This is a genomic window from Streptomyces cinerochromogenes (assembly GCF_014648635.1).
GTDB classification, from domain to species: domain Bacteria; phylum Actinomycetota; class Actinomycetes; order Streptomycetales; family Streptomycetaceae; genus Streptomyces; species Streptomyces cinerochromogenes.
The window spans coordinates 338,688-359,404 of sequence record NZ_BMRM01000005.1; the positions used below are offsets into that span (position 1 = coordinate 338,688).

At 72.8% G+C, this 20,717-nt stretch carries 16 protein-coding genes; 6 read left to right on the top strand and 10 right to left on the bottom strand.

Features of this window, described 5'->3' with window-relative positions:
• Positions 1-73: 73 nt before the first annotated feature.
• The 4 genes from IEZ20_RS12645 to IEZ20_RS12660 form a co-directional block, all read right to left on the bottom strand.
• A complete protein-coding gene (locus IEZ20_RS12645; RefSeq protein ID WP_229896036.1) occupies positions 74-787 on the bottom strand; it encodes a phosphatase PAP2 family protein in 714 nt (237 codons plus the stop codon).
• Between the two features lie 217 nt (positions 788-1,004).
• Positions 1,005-2,330: a CE1 family esterase gene (locus IEZ20_RS12650; RefSeq protein ID WP_189297664.1), complete on the bottom strand. Its 1,326-nt coding sequence runs from the start codon at positions 2,328-2,330 to the stop codon at positions 1,005-1,007.
• Positions 2,331-2,427: 97 nt separating this feature from the next.
• Positions 2,428-3,858, bottom strand: a complete 1,431-nt coding sequence (locus IEZ20_RS12655; protein WP_229896037.1) for a glycoside hydrolase family 43 protein — start codon at positions 3,856-3,858, stop codon at positions 2,428-2,430.
• A 52-nt stretch (positions 3,859-3,910) separates the two neighbouring features.
• Positions 3,911-5,557, bottom strand: a complete 1,647-nt coding sequence (locus tag IEZ20_RS12660; RefSeq protein WP_189297666.1) for a glycoside hydrolase family 27 protein — start codon at positions 5,555-5,557, stop codon at positions 3,911-3,913.
• Between the two features lie 400 nt (positions 5,558-5,957).
• Here IEZ20_RS12660 and IEZ20_RS12665 point away from each other — a divergent pair, with 400 nt between their 5' ends.
• Complete coding sequence (locus tag IEZ20_RS12665; protein WP_506004955.1) at positions 5,958-7,598, top strand: glycoside hydrolase family 43 protein; 1,641 nt, start codon at positions 5,958-5,960, stop codon at positions 7,596-7,598.
• Positions 7,599-7,675: 77 nt separating this feature from the next.
• Here IEZ20_RS12665 and IEZ20_RS12670 read toward each other — a convergent pair whose 3' ends face one another.
• Positions 7,676-8,689 carry a LacI family DNA-binding transcriptional regulator gene (locus IEZ20_RS12670; RefSeq protein ID WP_189297670.1) on the bottom strand — a complete coding sequence of 338 codons (1,014 nt, stop codon included), beginning with the start codon at positions 8,687-8,689 and terminating at the stop codon, positions 7,676-7,678.
• 424 nt (positions 8,690-9,113) lie between these two features.
• Between IEZ20_RS12670 and IEZ20_RS12675 the strand changes: the two genes are divergently transcribed.
• A complete protein-coding gene (locus IEZ20_RS12675; protein WP_189297672.1) occupies positions 9,114-10,079 on the top strand; it encodes a glycoside hydrolase family 6 protein in 966 nt (321 codons plus the stop codon).
• A 92-nt stretch (positions 10,080-10,171) separates the two neighbouring features.
• A complete protein-coding gene (locus tag IEZ20_RS12680; protein ID WP_189297673.1) occupies positions 10,172-11,452 on the top strand; it encodes a glycoside hydrolase family 6 protein in 1,281 nt (426 codons plus the stop codon).
• A 373-nt stretch (positions 11,453-11,825) separates the two neighbouring features.
• On the opposite strand, the gene IEZ20_RS12685 is transcribed toward IEZ20_RS12680, so the two are convergent.
• Both IEZ20_RS12685 and IEZ20_RS12690 read right to left on the bottom strand, forming a co-directional pair.
• Positions 11,826-13,313 (bottom strand): serine/threonine-protein kinase, encoded by a 1,488-nt coding sequence (locus IEZ20_RS12685; protein ID WP_189297676.1) that lies wholly within the window; start codon positions 13,311-13,313, stop codon positions 11,826-11,828.
• Positions 13,314-13,565: 252 nt separating this feature from the next.
• Positions 13,566-13,766: a hypothetical protein gene (locus IEZ20_RS12690; protein WP_189297678.1), complete on the bottom strand. Its 201-nt coding sequence runs from the start codon at positions 13,764-13,766 to the stop codon at positions 13,566-13,568.
• Positions 13,767-14,115: 349 nt separating this feature from the next.
• Here IEZ20_RS12690 and IEZ20_RS12695 point away from each other — a divergent pair, with 349 nt between their 5' ends.
• The 3 genes from IEZ20_RS12695 (at position 14,116) to IEZ20_RS12705 (ending at position 18,356) form a co-directional block, all read left to right on the top strand.
• A complete protein-coding gene (locus IEZ20_RS12695; RefSeq protein ID WP_189297680.1) occupies positions 14,116-14,832 on the top strand; it encodes a helix-turn-helix transcriptional regulator in 717 nt (238 codons plus the stop codon).
• Positions 14,833-14,865: 33 nt separating this feature from the next.
• Complete coding sequence (locus IEZ20_RS12700) at positions 14,866-15,459, top strand: DUF3291 domain-containing protein (RefSeq protein WP_189297682.1); 594 nt, start codon at positions 14,866-14,868, stop codon at positions 15,457-15,459.
• A 71-nt stretch (positions 15,460-15,530) separates the two neighbouring features.
• Positions 15,531-18,356, top strand: a complete 2,826-nt coding sequence (locus tag IEZ20_RS12705; protein WP_189297684.1) for a SpoIIE family protein phosphatase — start codon at positions 15,531-15,533, stop codon at positions 18,354-18,356.
• Between the two features lie 108 nt (positions 18,357-18,464).
• On the opposite strand, the gene IEZ20_RS12710 is transcribed toward IEZ20_RS12705, so the two are convergent.
• From IEZ20_RS12710 to IEZ20_RS12720, 3 genes are all read right to left on the bottom strand, one after another.
• Entirely contained in the window at positions 18,465-18,836 is a 372-nt protein-coding gene (locus IEZ20_RS12710) for an STAS domain-containing protein (RefSeq protein WP_189297686.1), read from the bottom strand.
• A gap of 28 nt (positions 18,837-18,864) precedes the next feature.
• On the bottom strand, positions 18,865-20,088 hold the full coding sequence (locus IEZ20_RS12715) for a PP2C family protein-serine/threonine phosphatase (protein WP_189297829.1): 1,224 nt from the start codon (positions 20,086-20,088) through the stop codon (positions 18,865-18,867).
• 283 nt (positions 20,089-20,371) lie between these two features.
• The gene (locus IEZ20_RS12720; protein ID WP_189297688.1) at positions 20,372-20,650 is read right to left on the bottom strand and encodes a GlsB/YeaQ/YmgE family stress response membrane protein; all 279 of its coding nucleotides are present in this window, start codon (positions 20,648-20,650) and stop codon (positions 20,372-20,374) included.
• Positions 20,651-20,717 lie beyond the last annotated feature (67 nt).

A 20,717-nucleotide genomic window follows, 5' to 3' on the forward strand; every position in this document is an offset into this window, starting at 1 on the left:
ACGTGCTGTGACGTGACCTGACCTGGCGTCAAGTGAAGTTACGTGACGTGACGTGACGTGACGTGACGTGACGTCAGCGGCGGTCGGCAGGACCGGAGTCGGCCCTCCGCCCGGCCTGCCTGCCGGGCGTCCGGCCACCGGCCGTCCGATCGGCCACCCGGTCGACCAGCCACGCGGTCGCCGGTGCCACCACCAGCGCGGTGCACCAGCCGCCGAGGGCGTCGGTCGGGTAGTGCGCGCCCAGGGCGACCTCCGCCCAGCCCATGGCGGCGCCGGCCGTCAGCGCCGCGGCGAGCACGAGTGACGTGCCGGCCGTCCTGCCGAGGCCGAGCCGGCCGGCCTCGGGCAGCGCCAGGGCGAGGGCGAGCGCGGTGAGGAAGGCGGTGTGCCCGCTCGGGTAGGACAGGTTGCCCTCGCCGTGGATGGTGCGTCCCACCAGGTGCTTGAGCAGTGTCGCCGCGCCCACGGTCGCGGCGGCTCCGGCGACGACGAGCACGGCCGCACGGGGGCGCCGAAGCAGCAGGCAGCCCGTCACGACGGCCGCGACGAGCATCAGCGCTCCGGCGGGTTCCCCCAGGTAGTCCATGGCCAGGGCGACGCGCCGCCACGGCGGCCGGACGCTGTCCGCCGTCGGCGGGACGATCCACCGGTCCGCTCTGCCGGGCTCGCCGCGGCCGGCGTACACCACCCCGAGCACGACCACCACCAGCGCGGCGAGACCCGCGACCAGCCCGCACCCCGCACGCAGCGGCCGGGGCAGCGCCGCGGACACCGGCCGGCCGCTCACACGCCCACCGCACCCGGCCGGCGACGGCCGAGCCGACCGCAGCGGGGAAGATCCCGCACACCGTCGCCGAGCGTCCGGCAGATGCGCTGCACCTCGCCCTCCCGTCGGGATCGACATCCGACTCTCCCGACGCGGGAACCGCCGGCCGTTGCCCGCCTCGCCCCAGCCCGGCCGTCACCCCGGCAAGGGGCACGGGAGTCGGTCTCCGTCCGCCACCCTAACCAACAATCCCCGCGGGGTGGTTCGGGTTCGCTGTTCCGTACGCGCTTGTCGTGACGGTGCAGGCAGTGCCGTTGAGGGTGTAGGAACCGGGCGGGGCGGTGTTGCCGGCGTGGACGGCCTGGAAGCCGATGTCGACGGAGGCGCCGGGGGCGATGGTGGCGTTGTGGGCGACGTGCCGGGCCGTCACCCGGCCGGAGGAGGGCGTGTACTCCGCGTTCCAGCCGGAGGTGATGGTCTGTCCGTCGGGGAGGGTGAACACCAGGGACCAGTCGTCGACCGGCGTCGTACCGGTGTTGGTGAGGGTGATGCTGGAGGTGAGGCCGGTGTTCCAGGCGTTGACGGTGTCGGTGACCCGGCAGGTCGCGGATCCGGGCGGCGGGGCGGAGGGCTGGAACTGTGCGAAGAACTTCCACACCTCTCCGGGCAGCCAGGTCCGGGAGCCGCTGTCTCCTGGCGCCCCGTCCTGCGGAGCGGCGATGTGTCCCTCGTCGAACGCGGCCCAGACGACCGGGTGCCCGGCCGAACAGCCCGCGTAGGCGGTGATCCGGTGCGTCAGGCTGCCCTGGGCCGGCTCCGGCGGGTTCTGGGGGGTGCAGCCGTTGTTCCTGACGAACCTGTCCCTCATCGCCCGTCCGCCGGAGATACCGAGGACGTTGTCCCTGAGGCCGTGCACGCCGAGGTAGGCGATGGGCTGGGTGCCGCCGCTGCATCCGCTGAGCTGCCCGCCGCTCTGGACCGCGACCGCGCGGAAGACCGTGGCGCGGGAACAGGCGAGGGCGTACGACATGGCGGCGCCGTAGCTGAACCCCAGGGCGAAGCGCTGTGTCGTGTCGACGCACAGGTCCGACTCGATCCGCCGGATCAGGTCGTCGACGAGGACGACGTCCTCCCCGCCGGCGTTGGCCCAGCCGTTGTCGAGGCCCTGGGGTGCGACGAAGATCGCGCTGTTGTCCGCCAGTCGCTGGAGTCCGTAGTAGGCCCAGGTGCCCGTTTCCACGGTGCGGCCCGTGGCGACGTCGGTGGAGGTGCCGCCCAGCCAGTGGAAGCCGAAGACCAGCCGGTAGGCGCGGTCGCGGTCGTAACCGTCCGGGATCCGCAGGATGAAGCTCCGGTTCCTGCCGCCGCTCTGGATCGTGTGCGTTCCGCTCGTCAGCGTGGGGGTCCTGCCGCATCCCTGGCTCGCGGCGCTGGGGGCCGTCCGGGACGCGGTGGTGAGCGGGGCGCTCACGCCCTGGCCGCGGCCCAGTGCCGTCCCGCCGGTGCCCAGGACGACGAGCACCGCGACCACGGCCGTCCATAAGAGGGATCGTGTCCGTTTCATCATGCGACTCGCCTTCTGTCGTGCCTCGCCCCGGGCCGGACAGGGGCCCGAGGGCGTCCGTGTGCGCAGGGCCGCGAGGGCGGGCCTCGCCGCCGGGCTAGCGTGGTGCGGCCGCGGTGGCGCGGGGGGTGAAACGCCACCAGTCCATGTTGAGCAGGTAGCCGCTGCCGCCGGTGAACCGCAGGAAGAGGTCCTGGGTTCCGGTGGCACCGCTGACCGGGCAGGTCACCGACGTCCAGGCCTGCCAGCCGCCGGTGTTCGGCACATCGCACCGGCCCACGAGCGTCCCGCTCGGTGAGCCGAGGCGCAGTTCGACGGTGCCGCCCGCGCTGCCGGAGGACACGCGCGCGGTGAAGGAGGACGCGCCCGTTCCGAAGGCCACGCCCTTGACCTTGACGAAGTCGCCGTCGTCGGTCCAGCCGACGTCCCTTCCGCCTTCACCGGCCGGTTCGGTCTCGATCCCGGACCCCCAGGCGATCGTCTCCGCCTCCTGGCGTACGTACGGGTCGAGGGTGCCGACCTGGGGTGCGCCGGCGTTCGTCATGCCGATCGTCGGGATCGTGCCGTCGGCGTTGTAGGAGAACCTCTCCACCGCGACCGAGCGGGTGAAGCCGCCGCCGCCCGGCAGCGCGCCGTTGTGGTAGAAGAAGTACGAACCGCCCTTGAAGTCGACGATCCCCGGATGGTTGGTGAAGCTGCTGCCCTGGGTGGGCATGACCGTCCCGCGGTAGGTCCAGGGGCCGGTCGGGCCGGGCGCCGTGGAGTAGGCGATGAACTCCGAGCAGCACCTGGCCGCGAACACCAGGTAGTACAGGCCGTTGCGCCGGTAGACCCAGGGGCCTTCCTCGTAGAGCGTGGGACGGTCGGGGTCGCCGGTGCGGGTGCCGAACCCCGCGGTGGTGAGCGGGATCCGGGTGGCGCTGCCCGAGTACGAGGTCATGTCGGGGTTCAGCCTGACGTACCACAGGTTCGGGTTGCCCCAGTACAGGTAGGCCTGGCCGTCGTCGTCGATGAAGACGGTCGGGTCGATCTCGCCGTTCTCGACCAGCGGATGGCCCAGGGCGTCCCGGAACGGGCCGGTGGGGCTGTCCGAGACCGCCACGCCTATGGCCATCCGGCCGGTGGCCCGGTTCTTGACGGGCACGTACCAGTAGAACCGGCCGTTGCGCTGCACGGCCTGCCCCGCCCACGCGTCGGACGACGCCCAGCTGAACGTGGCCAGGCTGAGCGGTGAGCCGTGGTCGGTCCAGTTGACCATGTCGGCGGAGGACCACACCCGCCAGTCCTTCATGGTGAAGTAGGTGGAACCGTCCTCGTCGTGGCCGGTGTAGAGGTAGACGCGCCCGTTGTACACCAGCGGTGCCGGGTCCGCGGTGTAGACGTGCTGCACGATCGGGTTGTCGGCCCTGGCCGCCGTGGGCCGCACCGCGGCGGGGACGACGGCGAACGCCAGCAGGAGGCTCACGGTCCAGGTGACCGCCCGGACGAACCTCGTACGGGGGGCGGGTGACGGGCGGGCCGCGGTCATCGGGGCCTCCCGGGGCGGCGGGCCGGGGATGCTCCGCCGGCCGGTGTGTCCCTCATGCGCGGCTCCACTTCTGGCCGGCCTGGCCGTTGCAGGTCCACAGGACCAGCCGTGTCCCGTCGGCGGTGCCGGCCCCGTCGGTGTCGAGGCACAGTCCGGCGTGGACGTTGCGGACCGACCCGTCGGAGCCGATGGTCCACTTCTGGTTGTCCTGGCCGTTGCAGGGCCAGGTGACGACCCGGGTGCCGTTGGTGGTTCCCTGGTCGTAGGCGTCCAGGCACTTGTCGCCGTAGACGCGGATCTCGCCGCCCGCCCACGTGGTCCACAGCTGGTTCGCGGCCGTGTGGCAGTCCCAGAGCAGTACGGTGGCCCCGGCGGCGGTGGAGGCGTTGTCCACGTCCGCGCAGCGGCCGGACGCGCCGCCCCGCAGACGGGAGGTGGTGGCGGCCAGCGGGGTGCCACCGGTCACCCGGAACACGGCCGTGCCGTGCGCGGGGACGTCGGCGGAGATCTGCCCGGACGTGCTCGACGTGCCGCCGGTCCACAGGTCCGTGAGGGTGAACGAGCTGCCGGACAGGCCCACTTGGGCCGCCGTCGTGGCGACCTTCGTGGCGCTTGCGCCCCGGTTGAACAGGCCCACCGCGACCGAGCCGTCCGACAGGGGCTTGGCGAACACCTCGGTGGCGCCGTCGTCGCGCACCCTGCGTCCGCCCGCGCCCAGTGCGTCCTGGTCGACCGCCAGCAGCCGGGGGTTGCGCAGGATCGCGCTCACGTCGGCGGACATGGTGCGGATGTCGTTGCCGGCCATGAGCGGGGCGCCCAGCAGGGCCCACAGGGCGAAGTGCGAGCGGGACTCGGTCAGCGTCAGGCCGGGACGGCCGACGACCAGCATGTCCGGGTCGTTCCAGTGCCCCGGGCCGGACTGTGCCGCCAGCGGCGCGGTGACGTCCAGGACGTTGCCGACGCCCATCGGGTAGCTGTTGGTGTTGCCGTTCTGCCAGATGTCCAGCAGGTCCTCGGTCGTCCGCCACAGGTCGGCGACCTCGCCCCAGTTGTAGGTGGCGCCGGTGATGGCGTGCAGGCTGTTGGGGTTGATGCTGTAGACGATCGGCCGCCCGGTGGCGCGCAGGGCGTCGCGCATGAGGGTGAACCGTGCGACCTGCTCGTCACGGGTTCCGCTGGAGGAACACCAGTCGTACTTCAGGTAGTCGACGCCCCATGAGGCGAAGGTGGCGGCGTCCTGGGCCTCGTGGCCCCTGCTCCCGGTGGACCCCGGGTAGCCGCCGGTGGCCTGCGCGCAGGTGCGCTCGTTCGGCACCTGGTAGATGCCGAACTTCAGGCCCTTGCCGTGGATGTAGTCACCGAGCGCCTTCATCCCGCTCGGGAACTTGGCGGGATCGGCCCGCAGGTTGCCTGCCGCGTCCCGCTGCGGGTCGAACCAGCAGTCGTCGACCACCACGTACCGGTAGCCGGCGTCCCGCATGCCCGAGGACACCATCGCGTCGGCGGCCTCACGGACCCGGGTCTCGGTGACCCCGCACCCGAAGCTGTTCCAGCTGTTCCATCCCAGGGGCGGGGTGAGCGCCGGGCTGCCCGGCGCGGCCGAGGCGGTGGAATGGGCGGAGGCCGTCAGGGAGGCGGCGGCCGCCAGCGCGGCGGCCGCGAGGACGCGGAGCAGTCGTGCGCCTGATCGTCTGAGCACCAAGGGGCTCCTTCGGCGAAAGGGTGCCGTGGGCGGGTGGACACAGCGGCGTCCATGTCCTGCCCATGACATCCAGGAGAGGAGGGAGGTTCGAAATTTCGGAAACCATTCGGAAACAGGGAGTGTCAGGGATGGTAGACAGGTCGCGCAGCATGTCAACAGAACGCGCGAACGGAAGAGGGAGGGCCGCCCCTCAGTCGTCTGCCGACACCGCGAACGACCGGAGCCTCCGCATCGAATGTTTCGACCCGCTCCCCGAACCGTGCGAGAGGTATTGACGGGTGTCGCCGACTCCCTATCATCCAGGGTGGTCGGCATTTCGATGAATGTTCGAGATTACGAACCGCTGGCGCCACTCCCACACCACCCCACGACACGAGGGGAACGCCGCCCGATGGATATGTCACGGCCTCATCCATCCCTTTCCCGTCGCCGCACGCTGGCCGCCGTCACCGGCCTGGCCGCCGGAGCCCTCCTCCCCCCGGCCGGAGCGGCCCGCGCCGCCTCCGCCCCCGCCCGGGAGCCGGCCCCTGGCGCGGCCGCGACGTTCACGAACCCGGTGATCTGGCAGGACTTCGCGGACATCGACGTCATCCGCGTCGGAAACACCTACTACGCCTCGGCCTCGACCATGCACTACTCACCGGGCGCCCCCGTCCTGCGCTCGTACGACCTGGTGAACTGGGAGATCGCCGGCCACTCGGTGCCCGTGCTCGACTTCGGCGCCAAGTACGACCTGAACGGGGCCCGCGGCTACGTGAGGGGGATCTGGGCGTCCTCGCTGGCCTACCGGCCGAGCAACAGGACGTTCTACTGGCTCGGCCAGATCGACTTCGCCCGGACCCACGTCTACACCGCCACCACCGTCGAGGGACCGTGGAACAGGCTGACGACGATCAGCACGCCCTACTACGACGCCGGGCTGCTCGTCGACAGCGACGACACCCTGTACGTGGCGTACGGGAACACCACCATCAGCGTGGCCCAGCTCTCCCCCGACGGCAGCGGCCAGGTCCGCACCCAGCAGGTCTTCACCGCGCCCGCGAGCGTCGGCACCCTCGAAGGCTCCCGCTTCTACAAGATCAACGGCCGGTACTACATCTTCCTGACCCGCCCCGCGAACGGCCAGTACGTCCTGCAGTCGTCCGGCGGCCCCTTCGGCCCGTACACGATGCGGCAGGTCCTCCTCGACCTGCGCGGACCGATCCCCGGCGGCGGCGTCCCGCACCAGGGCGGGCTGGTGCAGACGGCGAGCGGCGCCTGGTACTACATGGCCTTCGTCGACGCGTACCCCGGCGGCCGGATGCCCGTCCTGGCCCCGGTCACCTGGACCCCGGACGGCTGGCCCGTCGTGACACTGGTGAACGGCGCCTGGGGCACCTCCTATCCCAGCCCGGCCGTGCCTGCCCCACCCCGCCAGATCACCCCCATGACCGGCGTCGACACCTTCGACGGTACGGCCCTGAACCCGAGGTGGGAGTGGAACCACAACCCGGACAACTCCAAGTGGTCGGCCGGCAACGGCCTGACCCTGCGGACCGCGACCGTCACCAACGACCTCTACTGGGCCCGCAACACCCTCACGCACCGCATCCAGGGCCCCACCTCCACCGCCACGGTCCAGCTCGACCACTCCGCGATGCGGGACGGCGACCGGGCCGGACTCGCCCTGCTGCGTGACTCCTCCGCCTGGATCGGCCTCAAACGCGACGGCGGCGCGACGCGGGTGGTGATGGTCACCGGACTGACCATGGACGGCAACTGGAACACCACCGGCACCGGCACCGAGGTCGCGAGCGCGCCCGTCTCCGGCGGCCGGATCTGGCTGCGCGCGGCCGCGGACATCCGCCCCGGCGCGGCACGGCCCGGCACCTTCTCCTTCAGCACCGACGGCGTCACCTTCACCCGTCTGGGGCCCGCCTTCTCCATGGGCAACGACTGGCGGTTCTTCATGGGATACCGCTTCGCCCTCTTCAACCACGCCACCCAGGCACTCGGCGGCGCGGTCCGCGTCACACGGTTCGAGCTGTCGGTGCCCTGAACCGGCCCGGCCCCCCGCACCGACCGCCCGCGTCCGGCCCCGACGGCTCGCCGGTGCGCAGGTCCGGGGCACCACCGTCAGGCGCTGGAGCGGGGCACGAGGCGGGTGGGGAGGATCAGCGGGGTGGGGTCCTGTCCGTCGATGAGCGCGACGAGCATCCGCGCCATCTCCCGTCCGAGAGCCGTGACGGGCTGATGGACGGTGGTGAGCGGCGGATCGGCGATCCGGGCGACGGTCAGGTCGTCGAAGCCCACCACGGCGACGTCGGCGGGGACCCTCCGGCCGGCCTCCCGCAACGTACGCAGCGCTCCCGCCCCCATGTTGTCGTTGGCGGCGAACACCCCGTCCACGTCGGGGTGGTCCGCCAGCAGCGCGGCCATGGCGGCGGCCCCGCTCGGCTCCGTGAAGTCCCCCTCCTGCGGCGCGAACGGATCGAGGCCGGCCGCCAGCACGGCGTCCCGGTAGCCGCGGTACCGGGCACGCCCGGCCTCGGTGTCCAGCCGCCCGCAGATCGCGGCCACGCGGGTCCGGCCGAGCGAGATCAGGTACTCGGTCGCCTCACGCGCCCCTCCGGCGTTGTCGACGTCCACGTACCACCGGGGCGCCGGACCGACCGGGCGTCCGCCGAACACGACGGGCATCGCCGCCTCCTCGGCCATCCGCGCCAGGGGGTCGTCCTCGCGCAGCGCCATCAGCATCACGCCGTCGGCGCCCCTGGACAGGAGGAGTTCCTCCACCCGTTTGCGGCCCCGGTCGGTTGCGGCCAGACACAGCATCAGGTGCAGGTCGGCCTCTTCCAGGGCGGCCGAGGCCCCGACGATCACCTGGGCGAAGAACGGATCCGCGAAGATCGAGGGATCCTCTCCCGAGACGACCAGGGCGGCCGCTCCGGTCTGACGGGTGGCCAGGGCGCGGGCGGTCGGATTGGGTACGTAACCCAGCTGCCGGACGGCCCGTTCGACGGCCTCGCGTTTGGCGCGGCTGACGTGCGGGGCGTTGTTGAGGGCCCGCGACGCCACGGAACGGGACACGCCCGCCAGGCCGGCCACCTCGTCGAGCGTCGGGTGCCGACGCGGCGCGTCTTCTGCCATGGTGCACGAGCCTTTCCCTCGACCGGACGGGAAGCGTCCCACCCCGGCCCGCGCCGCCGCCGGCCCTCCGGTGCAGGACGGCGGACCGGCACGGAACCGGCGTTCAGCGAGTCTGGGACCGCTTCCAGTTCCGAGGACTCTAGATCCTCGTATCCGCCGGAGGAAGGGGGGGGCGGCACCTCGGCTCTTGACAGCTCTGCCGACCCGCCACACGATACCGACCACACCCCAGTAGTCCTCGGTGCGACTGGGACCGCTTCCAATGGGAGCGCTCCCAGGGCACACTGCGGGCCCTGGTCGTGACGTCCCGGCCGGTGAGCGCGCCGACCGCAACGGGACGTCGTACCACCGCACTTCCTCAGCGCGTCGCACGCTCGGGACGAGAGCGCGTGACGCATCCCTGCCAGGAAACCGAGGTACCGTCATGCGCCGCCGGCTCCGCACCCTCGTCGCAGCGTTCTGCGCCCTGCCGCTCGTGCTCGCCATCGCACCGGCCGCCCACGCCGCCGACCCGACCACCCTGACCAACGGCTTCTACGTGGACCCCGACTCCAGCGCGAAGCGGTGGGTCGCCGCCAACCCCGGCGACGGCCGGGCCCCCGCCATCGACGCCTCGATCGCGGGCACCCCGATGGCCCGCTGGTTCGGCTCCTGGAGCGGCTCCATCGGCACCGCCACCGGGGCGTACGCGGGCGCCGCGGACGCCAAGGACAAACTGCCCGTCCTGGTCGCCTACAACATCTACAACCGCGACTACTGCGGCGGGCACTCCGCGGGCGGAGCCGCCTCAGCGTCCGCCTACGCGACCTGGATCGCCCAGTTCGCCGGCGGGATCGCGAGCCGTCCGGCCGTCGTCGTCCTCGAACCGGACTCCCTCGGGGACTACGGCTGCATGACACAGGCCCAGATCGCCGAACGCCAGAGCATGCTCACCGGGGCCCTGACCCAGTTCAACCGCCAGGCACCCAACACCTGGGTCTACCTCGACGCCGGCAACCCGGGCTGGGCCGCCCCGGCGACCATGGCCCAGCGCCTCCACGAAGCAGGCCTCCGGCAGGCGCACGGCTTCTCGCTCAACATCTCCAACTACTTCACGACGGCCGAGAACACCGCCTACGGCAACGCCGTCAACAGCGAACTGAGCGCCCGCTACGGCTACACCAAGCCGTTCGTCGTGGACACCAGCCGCAACGGCAACGGCTCAAACGGGCAGTGGTGCAACCCCTCCGGCCGCCGCACCGGTACCCCCACCCGACTGGGCGGAGGCGCCGAGATGCTCCTGTGGATCAAGACCCCCGGCGAGTCGGACGGCAACTGCGGCGTGGGAGCGGGCTCCTCGGCCGGACAGTTCCTGCCCGAGGTCGCCTACAAGATGATCTACGGCTACTGACGCGGAAGCCGCCGGCGCCGCCCGCGCGGCACCGGACACGGCCACCGGCGCGCCCGCATCACACGCATCCCCCACCGACCCCAGGAGCAACCTTGAGAACACGCAGCTTCCGAGGCCGCGCGGTCTCCGTCCTCGCGGCGCTCACCGCGTGCGCCGCCCTCACCACGACGCAGGCGCAGGCGCAGACCGCACCGGTCCGGAACGGGCTCACCCCGGCCACGAAGTTCTACGTGGACCCGCACAGCAAGGCCGCGAAGCAGGCGCTCGTGGACTTCAGGAACGGTGACGTCGAGAACGCGACGAACATGGCCAGGCTCGCCAGCTGGCCGCAGGCGGAGTGGTTCACCGAGGGCACGCCCGACGAGGTGCGCGCCAAGGCGGACCGGCTCGTCCGCCGGGCCCGGGCCGTGGGCCGGACCCCCGTCCTGGTCGCGTACAACGTCCCGGGCCGGGACTGCACGCAGTACTCCAGCGGCGGCGCCGCGGACTCCGCCGCCTACCGGCAGTGGATCGACGCCTTCGCCGCCGGCATCGGCGACTCCAGGGCGGTGGTCGTCGTCGAACCCGACGGCGTGGCCCTGCTCCCCAAGGACTGCGGACCTGCCACCGACCCGACCGGCGAACTCACGGCCGCCCGCGTCGCCGACCTCGCGTACGCCGTCAAGACCCTGAAGGCCAGACCGCGCACGGCGGTCTACCTGGACTCGGGCAACGTCCAGTGGCGCTCCGTCGGCGACATGGCACAGCGGCTGCTGGACGCCGGGGTCGAGTACGGCGACGGCTTCGCCCTGAACGTGTCCAACACCCACCCCACCGACCACAACACCAGGTACGGCACCTGGATAGCCAAGTGCATGTGGTTCGCCACCGACGGACCCGAACCGGCACGCGGCCACACCGACTGGTGCGCCAGCCAGTACTACTCGTCCGCCGCTCCCAACGACGGCACTCCCGGCGGCAGCGTCTCCTCCGCCGACCCCGCCACCTGGCGGTGGACCGACGCCTGGTACGACCAGAACGTGGGCACCCCGCCGGCGGGCGGGCTGCGGCACTTCGTGGTCGACACCAGCCGCAACGGGCTGGGCGCCTGGACCCCGGAGCCGGGCAAGTACAGCGGGGATCCGGAGGCCTGGTGCAACGCGCCCGGCCGCGGTCTCGGTCCGCGCCCCACCGCCGACACCGGCGTCCCGCTCGTCGACGCCTACCTGTGGATCAAGATCCCCGGCGAGTCCGACGGCAGCTGCACGCGCAACACCGGCGGCACCATCGACCCCGAGTACGGCATCGTCGACCCGCCCGCCGGCGCCTGGTGGCCCGACCAGGCCCACACACTGGCCCGCAACGCGGCACCGCGCCTGACGTTCAACCGCTGAGCCGTGGGGGCGGGCCGCGCGGGGCGCAGGCGCGGACCGCTGTCTCCGCGAGCGGACTGACCGGGCCCGGTCACGAGCAACTTCGGTACACGCCGCACGACGTCCGGAGAATCCTCGTGACCGAGGCCCTCCGCTCCGCTCCGCCTCCGCATATCGCCGCACGCGTCTGCGGTCACCGGATGGTCGACACGTCTCTTGGACCTGCCGCGGTCTACCCCGGAGATGCCGTCAACCGCCACCGGTCCTTCATCGCACGCCGCCGGTCGCCGCGGCCCGGTGAGGAATACCGCGAGCCCACCGCACGGGATTGGCAGGACTCCCTGGCCCGCTTCGAGCTGCGCAAGGTGGCACTGGGCGTCTGCGCAGGCGACTCTCAACTCGGGTTCTTCTTCCGGGCCTTCTTCGGGTGACCCTCGTGACCCTTGTCAGCCTTCCGGGACTTGTCGGACCGCTCGCCGGGGTGGTCCGCCCCCTTCTTGCCACGCGCTGCCGTTTCGGACGTTCGCACGACCCCCCTGCCCGGCGCGTCCGGCGCGGTGCTGGGTGCGGGCGGAGTGGTGGGGCCGTGGACGGCCGTGTCGGTGGCCGGCTCCCGGCTCCTCGCGGCGGAGGCGGAGGCGGAGGCGGAGGCGGAGGCGGGGCTCGGAGGCTGATCGGGACCGGGGGCGTGGAGCCGCCCGGCGGGAACGTCGCGGGCGGTGCGCTCGGCCGGGGCGGATCCCGCCTCGTCGCCGGGAGCGGACGTACCCGGCGCTTCGGCTTTCGTGGAGGGGCTGCTCACCGCCCGTGCCGCCGCGTGGTGCGCGGGTCCGTCGGATACGGCGACCGTGGCGGCCACGGCAGCCGCCAGCGCGGCGGCCGTACCGGCGACCAGGTAGCGTCCGCGCGCGGGCGGGGCCTTCGGTACGGCCGTGCCGCCGGCGCGCGGGGCGTGCGGGGCGTGCGGGTGCGTGCGGTCGGCCCACGCCGGTGCCTGCTCGGGAACCAGGCTCGTGACCTCGGCCGCGTGCGGGACGGCCCTGGGACCGTTCGGCTCGGCCAGGGCCGCCAGGGCGGCCAGGGCCCGGACGCAGTCGTCGGCCGACGGGCGGGCCTGCGCGTCCAGGGCGGTCATGTCCCCCAGCAGGGCGGCGAACTCCTCCGGCAGGGACTCGGGCAGTTCGGGCCGCCGGTGGAGCCGCGCGATCGCGGCCTCCAGGGGGGCACCGTCGTATTCGAGCCGGCTCGTGAGGCATTCGAGGAGCACCAGTCCGAGGGCGTAGACGTCGGCGGACGGGCCGACGGGCCGGCCGAGCACCTGCTCGGGAGAGAGATACGCGGCCGTGCCGATGAGTGTGCCGGTGGTGGTACGGGTGGTGGCGTCCAGCAGCAGGGAGATGCCGAAGTCGGTCAGGTGCGGGCGGCCGGACGGGTCCAGGATGATGTTCGACGGCTTCACGTCGCGGTGCACGATCCCCGCGTCGTGCGCGTGTGCCAGGGCGCGCGCGAGGCCGGCCCCGAGGGCAGCGGTCTCCCCGGGCGCCAGGGGTCCCCCGGCGATGCGCGCCTTCAGCGTGGGGCCTTCGATCAGTTCCATCACCAGGTAGGCACGCCCGTCGTGCCGGCCGGCGTCGTAGACGGTGACCAGGCCCGGGTGCTGCAAACGGGCAAGGATCACCGCCTCGTTGTGGAAGTCGTCCTCCCCGCCGCCGGTACCGACGTGGAAGACCTTGACGGCCACCGGTCGTCGCAGCCGGAGGTCGAAGCCACGGTGGACGTCGCCGGCGCCGCCCGAGCCGATGACCCCGTCCAGGCGGTAGCGCCCGCCCAGCACTTGTGCGGAACACCGGAACGGCGCCAGAGCCGACTGGCGGAGCCTCATCTCATCTCCCACTGCTTGTCCAGGTGCTTCCCACGGGTGCGCCTGCAAGGGGGCGCCGCACTCGCGTACCCCTGAGGTGCCGAAGTACCCCTGGGCCGCGTTGCGCGACTCGATCGATGAGGCTGTCAGTGTGCGCGCGGGGCTGTGAGTGCGCGTGCGCGGGATCCCGAGAGTGCGCGCGCGTCCCCGGTGCGCGCGACGTCGCGAGCACCCGCAGCTCGGTTCCGGCGCAGGCGCTCGGGGCGCGGCCGCCTACTGGTAGCAGGGAGGCGTGCACCGCACGGTGATCGTGCCGCTCCCCCGGGCCGCCGTGGAGACGTCGTGGGTGACGGCCGTGGGGGTCCTGCTGGTCTCCCAGGGCATGGGCGCGGCCATGGCCTGCGGGCCGAGGGCGCTGAAGGCGGCGGTGGCCACGAACACGGAGGCCAGCGCGCGCTTGCTCGACAGGGGCATGCGAACTCCTTCACGGAATGGCGGGGTTCGGCTGCCCGAGCCCGTCCCGGTGACGCTCGGCCGGCCGGCTGCCAGTCTCACCGTGCGCGTCACGCCCTGCCAAGGAGTCCGGCGTGGGCCTCGGTCGATCTCCCTACGATCACCGCTACCGGCGGACCGCGTTCCGCACCGGCTCACGTGAGCCCCGAAGCCACGCCGCACACACGCCTCGGAAAGCCACACCGCACACACAGGAGGGGGCCGCCCGCCGGTTGCGTGCAGCCCTCCGGCGGGGGCGTCCCCCGGACGGCGGCAGCCGGAACGAACCCGCCTTTCTATCTCCAACCGGGATTGTTCATAGACTGGCCGGGTGAAGGACATCGACTCGATCGCACTGCTGCAGGATCCGGTGCGGCGCCGCCTGTACGAGTACGTGGCGGCCCAGGGCCGCGAGGTCGGCCGCAACGAGGCCGCCGAGGCGGCCGGGGTGGCACGCACGCTCGCCGCGCACCACCTGGACAAGCTGACCGAGGCCGGGCTGCTGGAATGCGCCAGCCGCCGCCTGACGGGCCGCTCGGGGCCGGGGGCCGGCCGCCCCGCCAAGGTGTACACACGGGCCCGGGTCGAGCGGTCGGTGTCGCTGCCCGCCCGCGACTACCGCACCGCCGCCGAGCTGCTCGCCGAGGCGGCCGAACAGGCCGGGCTGGACGCCGGGCTCTGCGCGGCCGCACACCGCCGGGGCGAGGCGCTGCGCGGCTCGGCGGCGCCCTGCGGCAGCCTGGAAGAGGCCATGCGGGTGCTGGCCGCCCGCGGTTACGAACCGCACCTGGAAGGCGCCGAGAGCGCCGACGGCGTCCAGGCCGCCGAAGACAGTGAGGGGACGGCCGCGGGAGCCCCGCCCGTCGTCCGGATGCGCAACTGCCCCTTCCACGCCGTCGCCGAGCGCTTCCCGCCACTCGTCTGCGGCATGAATCTCGCACTGCTGGAGGGGCTGCTCGGCACGGACGGTCCCGTCCGCGCCCGCATGGACGCCCGTCCAGGAGAGTGCTGCGTAGTGGTCGAGAATTCTAAAAACAACGACGATTGACATAGAAAGTGGGGGCATGCTGGGATGAGGGCCATGACCGCATCCGCGCCTGCCGCCCACCTCGCCCAGCTCAACGTCGCCACCCTCCTGCACCCCTTCGACGACCCGCGCATGACGCCGTTCGTCGAGATGCTCGACCCGGTCAACTCCGCCGCCGACGGCGCGCCCGGCTTCGTGTGGCGGCTCGTGGAGGAGGGGGCGGCGGACGCCACCGGCCTGCGCCCGGCCGGCGAGAACGTCATCGTCAACCTGTCCGTGTGGGAGACCCAGGAGGCCCTGTGGGACTTCACCTACCGCAGCGGGCACCTGGAGGTCGTGCGGCGGCGGCGCGAGTGGTTCGAGCGGCACGTCGAGGCGCACCTGGTGCTCTGGTGGGTCCGCGCCGGCCACCTCCCGACCGTCGGCGAGGCCCTTGAGCGGCTGGCGGACCTGCGGGCGCACGGGCCGTCCCCGCGCGCGTTCACCTTCGCCTCCGCGTACACCGCGGCCGAGGCCGCCCCGCACCTTGCGGCGATGCGGCCGGCGCAGCCCGGGCAGACCACCCGGAGCGTCCGGCCGGCGCCGGCCGCGGGCTCGGCGGCGGTTCAGGTCGCGTCCACGGGCGCGGGCGGGCAAGCGCGCTTCTGAACCCGCCGGTTGAGCGCGGCCGAGCGGCCACACCACGACAGGTGCCCCATTTGCCCGATTATCCTGGAGCCGTGGAGTCGTACCCAACCCCTGGGGGCAACCATCAGGGCGACCGGGAATCCCTGGTCGCCGATCAGGGCGACCGGGCACTTCCTGTCGCCGGAGTGCGCCCGGAGATCCTTGCCTCCTGGCAGCGCTCACAGTCTCTCGGCATCGACCGCGAGCGGGCGGCCCTGCCGATCGAGAGCGACCTGGATCCCGACTCCCGGCTGATCAGGGCCGCGGAGCCGGTGCTGACCCGCCTGTACGAACGGTTTTCGGGCGTACCGGTGACCGTCGCACTGGCCGACTCGCGGGCGCACATCGTGGACCGGTGGGGCGACCCGGCGGGGCTGAGACTGATGGACGCCGCCTCCCTGGTGCCGGGCGCCAATGTCGACGAACGGTTCATGGGAACCAGCAGCGTCAGCATGGTGCTCAGCACCAGGGCGCCGTTCGTGGTCGTGGGCCACGAACACTTTTTGCACGACCTCAAGGAACTCACCTGCATGGCCGCGCCGGTGCGCGACCCGGTGGGCGGCACCGTGCGGGGCGCGGTCAACCTCTCCGTGCCCAGGCAGCTGGCCGACCCCGGCATGGCACTGGTCCTCCAGAACGCCACCGAACGCATCGGGGAACGCCTGCTGGAGCTGGGCACGGCCCGCGAACTCGCACTCACGCACTCGTTCCGCCGGGCCATGGAGCGTGGCGGGCACGCCGAGCTGGACCTCGGCTCGGGAGAGCTGTCCCGGCGCGGCGGACCGCCTCCCCGGCTGGCCTCGCAGGAGCGCCAGGTCCTGCTGGAGCGTGCCGTCGAGCTGATCTCCTCGCCCGGTGAGGCGTTCGCCGAAGTGCCGCTCGCGGGCCGTCGCGTGGCCGTCCTGCGCCGACGGGAGCTGCACCACGGCGACGCGGAGGGTGCGGCGGTGGAGGTCAGTTTCGAGGAGGCCGGCGGTTCGGGTACGGCACCCGCGGCCACCGCGACCGCCTCCGGTCGTCGCACGCCGCTCCTGAAGCGGCCCGCCGAGGCGGCGGAACCGGCCGCCGCCGGAGCGACCGACGCGTGGCTGCTGCTCGTGGGCGAACCGGGCGTCGGCCGGCTCGCCGCCGAGGCGCGCGCACGGCTGGCCCTGCTGAACGAGGCAGGGGTCCGGCTCGGCACCGCCCTCGACGTGCGGCGCACCGCCGAGCAACTGGCGGAGATCAGCGTGCCGCGCTTCGCCGACCTGGTCGTCGTCGACCTGGTCGAAAGCGTCCTGGCGGGCGAAGAGCCACCGCCCGGGCCGCTGCGTCCCGACGTACCGCTGCGCCGGGTCGCCGCCTGGGCCGGCGAGGACTCCCGCGACCTTGCGGCCGGCGGGGTGGACGAGCCGAGCGGCTACCCCGCCGGTACGCCCCAGGCCCGGTGCCTGGAGACGGGGGAGCCGGTCACGGACTCGGTGGTGACCGCCGCCCTGGCCGGGTACCCGGCCGGCCGGGTGCACCCCGTCGGCTTGCTCGGCACGGGCGAGCACTCCTACCTGGGCGCTCCGCTGTCCGCGCGGGGCTCCGTCCTCGGTCTTGCCGGGTTCTACCGCCGCGGCAGGACGAGGCCGTTCGAGCAGGACGACCTGACGCTGGCGGGCGAGCTGGCGGCCCGCGCCGCGATCGGCATGGACAACGCCCGCCGCTACGGCCGGGAGCACCGCGCCGCCCTCACCCTGCAACGCAGCCTGCTGCCGCATGCCCTGCCCCGGCTGAGCACCGTGGACCTCGCCTCCCGCTACCTGCCCGCGGACGCCAGGTCGGGCGTGGGCGGGGACTGGTTCGACGCGATCCCGCTGTCCGGCATGCGCGTGGCGCTGGTCGTCGGTGACGTGCCCGGGAACGGGCTGCAGGCGGCAGCGACCATGGGCCGGCTGCGCACGGCGGTACGGACGCTGGCCGGTCTCGACCTGCTGCCGGAGGAGGTGCTGGCCCACCTGGACGACCTGGTCAGCCGCACCGCCGACGAGGACGTCGACGAACAGGACCCGGCCACGGGGACGACCTGCCTGTACGCGGTCTACGACCCGGTGTCCTGCCGGTGCACGGCGGCCACGGCCGGTCATCCGCCGCCCGCCCTGCTGACGCCCGACGGGGAGGCACGGCTGATCGGCCTCCCGACCGGCCCGCCCCTCGGACTCGGCGGGCTGCACCCGTACGAGTCCGCCACCGTCGACCTGCCCGCGGGCAGCCTGCTGACGATGTACACGGACGGCCTGCTGAAGGAGAGCCGCGGCTACGAGGACACCGAAGCGCGCACCGCGCAACTGCTGGCCTCGCTGAAGCTCGCCGGTCCGCAGCTGGAGGACACCTGCGACCGGGTCACGGACGCCCTGCTGGCCGACGGCCCGTACGACGACGCGGCCCTGCTCCTCGCCCGTGTGCACGCCCTGCCGGAGGACCGGGTGGCGTCCTGGGAATTCCCGTCCGATCCCGAGGCCGTGGCCCGGGCCAGGGCGCTGACCCGGGCCCAGCTCGCCGCCTGGGGCATGTCGGAGCTGGACTTCAACACCGGGCTGGTGGTCAGCGAGCTGGTCACCAACGCCGTGCGGTACGGCGGCCCCGGGCCGGTGGGCCTGCGGTTGCTGCGCGACGACTCGCTGATCTGCGAGGTCTCGGACGGCAGCAACACCTCTCCGCGCATCAGGCGCGCGGCCACGACCGAGGAGGGCGGGCGCGGCCTGTTCCTCGTGGCGCAGTTCACCAAGAGCTGGGGTGCCCGCTACATGCCGCAGGGCAAGACGGTGTGGGCCGAGCAGATTCCGCAGCCGGAGCAGCCCGCGCCCGAGGCGGACGAGCAGACACTGCTGGCTCTCTTCGACGACCTCGGCTGAGCCGCCGGCCGGGAGGGCGCGCGCCGTGCCGGTCGGTGGCGGACTCGAGGTGGGTCCGGTCCCCCTGTCGTCGCGCGGGCCGGTACCGGTCGGGTCAGTCGGTGGGGGTCAGTCGGGGACGGCGTCCGGGCTGGCGTAGCTGTGCAGCACCTGGTCCGTTCCGGTCACCGCCAGCATGCGCCGTACGCGTTCGCTGGGCGCGATCAGCGCCACGCGGGCGCCGGTGCTCCGGGCCGTGCGGTAGACCGCGATCAGGCAGGTGAGCCCGGCGGAGTCGAGGAAGGCGACGTCGGACAGGTCCACGAGCACGCTGTGCCCACCGGTGAGCACCAGGGGCTGCAGAACGTCGGCGAGGTGCGAGGCGGTGTGCAGGTCGAGGTCGCCCACGACCCTGACGAGGTGACGGTCGGTGCGCAGCCGGCGGACGTGCACCTGCAGCGGGTGCCGCTGTTCGCGGGAGGCGGGCCGGTCGGTGTTCATCGCCGCTTCTTTCCGCGTGGGCCGGGGTTCACGGAGTCAGCTCCTGCTGACGGCCGCTGCGCCACTCGGCGAGCAGAACGGTGGCGTCGTCGTCGAGCTTGCCGTCATGGTGTTCCATGACGGCGGCCATCAGCCGGCGCAGGGTCTCGTGCAGGGTGTGCCGGCCCGAGTGATGACGGCGGATGAAGTCGACGAACCGGTCCCTGCCGAACTCCGTCCCGTACCTGTCGCGTGCTTCGACGACGCCGTCGGTGTACAGCAGCAGACGGTCGCCCGGTTCGAGCTGCTCGGTGGCCACGGTGACCGACAGACCGAGGTCGGCGCCCATCGGACCGGCCGGGGGGCAGGCCAGGGGGGTGGTCCAGCGGTTGCCGCGGATGAGGAGGGGCAGGTGGTGACCGCGGTTGATCCAGGTCAGCCGGCCGCTGTCCATGTCCAGGTCGGCCAGGATGCCCGTGACGTAGCGGCTGGTGCCGAACTGCTCCATCAGCGTCCGCTCCACCATCCGGCTGGTCCGGGCCAGCGAGGCACCCTGGCGGCGGGCGTTGCGGCAGGCGGCCACGGCGACGTTCGCGGTGATGCCGGCGGTGGTGTCGTGGCCCATGGCGTCGAAGACACTCAGGTGGAGGGTGCTGCCGGCCACCGCGTAGTCGAAGGCGTCGCCGCCCACCTGGTAGGCGGGCTCCATCACCGCGCCCACGGTGACGTCGTGGCCCGCGTAGGCGGGTGGCGGGGTGAGGTTCCACTGCATCTCGGCGGCCACGTTCATCGGCTCGGTACGCACCAGACGCGCGAAGGAGTCGCTGAACGACCGCTTGCTCAGCAACAGCAGGGCCGTCAACGAAGCCAGGTCGCGCAGGGCTCGGCGGACGGGTTCGTCGTCGGTGTCGGTGTCCGCCCGCAGCACGCCCAGGCGCTCCACACCATCGGTGACGGCCACCCACCACCGCCGGCCGCCCGGCCGGTCACCCGTCCCCTCCCGTCCGGGATCGGAAAGCAGTTCCACGCGCCGGTAGGCCTGGCCGGGCAGACTGCCCGCCACGGTGAACTCCTGCCCGTCGTCTCCGGCAGCCGGCCCGTGACCTGTGAGCCGCCGCAGCACCGTCTCCCGGATGTCCACCACGAAGAGGGCGACGTCGTACATGCCCGCCTCGGCGGCGTGCTCGGCGATCATCCCCGGAAGTTCTTCGAGCGTGGCCGTGTGGCTGGCCTGCATCAGCCGCAACAGCGACGCCGCACCGCTGTCAGTCACCACCTGTGCCCCCTCGCCGGACGGGCACGGACCGCGCCCCCATGCGCACACGTGCCACTTCGCGCCTCTTTCCTGGCCGCTCGGGTCGTGTCCCGTCCTCGGACACCCCAGGGACGGGTACCCGCTCCCGAACGGCACGCGCGGTCCGCCGAGGTGCTCCGCTGCCACGCCTCGGCGCCGCACCCTGCCCGGGGAGCAACGGCTCGGCCCAGGCCCCCGCGCCGGTCGACGGCGCACGGGGGGAGCCGCCGGAGGTTGCGGGGACGGGTGCGGCGTCAGGGGGTCACGCGTGGCGGTGCGAGTGCCGGTTGCCCGTGATGAGGCGGTAGAGCGCGAGGAGGATGAGGGAGCCGACGATCGCGGCGATCCAGGTGGAGAGGTCGAAGAACCCGTCGATGGAGTCGACGCCGAAGATGACCTTGCCGAGCCAGCCGCCGAGCAGACCGCCGGCCACGCCGATGAGCATGGTGATGATGATGCCGCCGGGGTCCTTGCCCGGCATGATGGCCTTGGCGATGGCGCCGGCGAGCAGGCCGATGATGATCCACGCGATGATGCCCATGTGCTTCTCCGTCTCGTCGTGTAAAGACCGTGTTAGTTCCTCGCCTGTACCGTCTGCGCTCGTACAA

Bases quoted from the DNA above. Each gene is read 5' to 3' on its own strand.
- IEZ20_RS12650 (WP_189297664.1), bottom strand. From the start codon at position 2,330: ATGAAACGGACACGATCCCTCTTATGGACGGCCGTGGTCGCGGTGCTC.
- IEZ20_RS12655 (WP_229896037.1), bottom strand. From the start codon at position 3,858: ATGACCGCGGCCCGCCCGTCACCCGCCCCCCGTACGAGGTTCGTCCGG.
- IEZ20_RS12665 (WP_506004955.1), top strand. From the start codon at position 5,958: ATGTCACGGCCTCATCCATCCCTTTCCCGTCGCCGCACGCTGGCCGCC.
- IEZ20_RS12670 (WP_189297670.1), bottom strand. From the start codon at position 8,689: ATGGCAGAAGACGCGCCGCGTCGGCACCCGACGCTCGACGAGGTGGCC.
- IEZ20_RS12675 (WP_189297672.1), top strand. From the start codon at position 9,114: ATGCGCCGCCGGCTCCGCACCCTCGTCGCAGCGTTCTGCGCCCTGCCG.
- IEZ20_RS12685 (WP_189297676.1), bottom strand. From the start codon at position 13,313: ATGAGGCTCCGCCAGTCGGCTCTGGCGCCGTTCCGGTGTTCCGCACAA.
- IEZ20_RS12690 (WP_189297678.1), bottom strand. From the start codon at position 13,766: ATGCCCCTGTCGAGCAAGCGCGCGCTGGCCTCCGTGTTCGTGGCCACC.
- IEZ20_RS12700 (WP_189297682.1), top strand. From the start codon at position 14,866: ATGACCGCATCCGCGCCTGCCGCCCACCTCGCCCAGCTCAACGTCGCC.
- IEZ20_RS12710 (WP_189297686.1), bottom strand. From the start codon at position 18,836: ATGAACACCGACCGGCCCGCCTCCCGCGAACAGCGGCACCCGCTGCAG.
- IEZ20_RS12720 (WP_189297688.1), bottom strand. From the start codon at position 20,650: ATGGGCATCATCGCGTGGATCATCATCGGCCTGCTCGCCGGCGCCATC.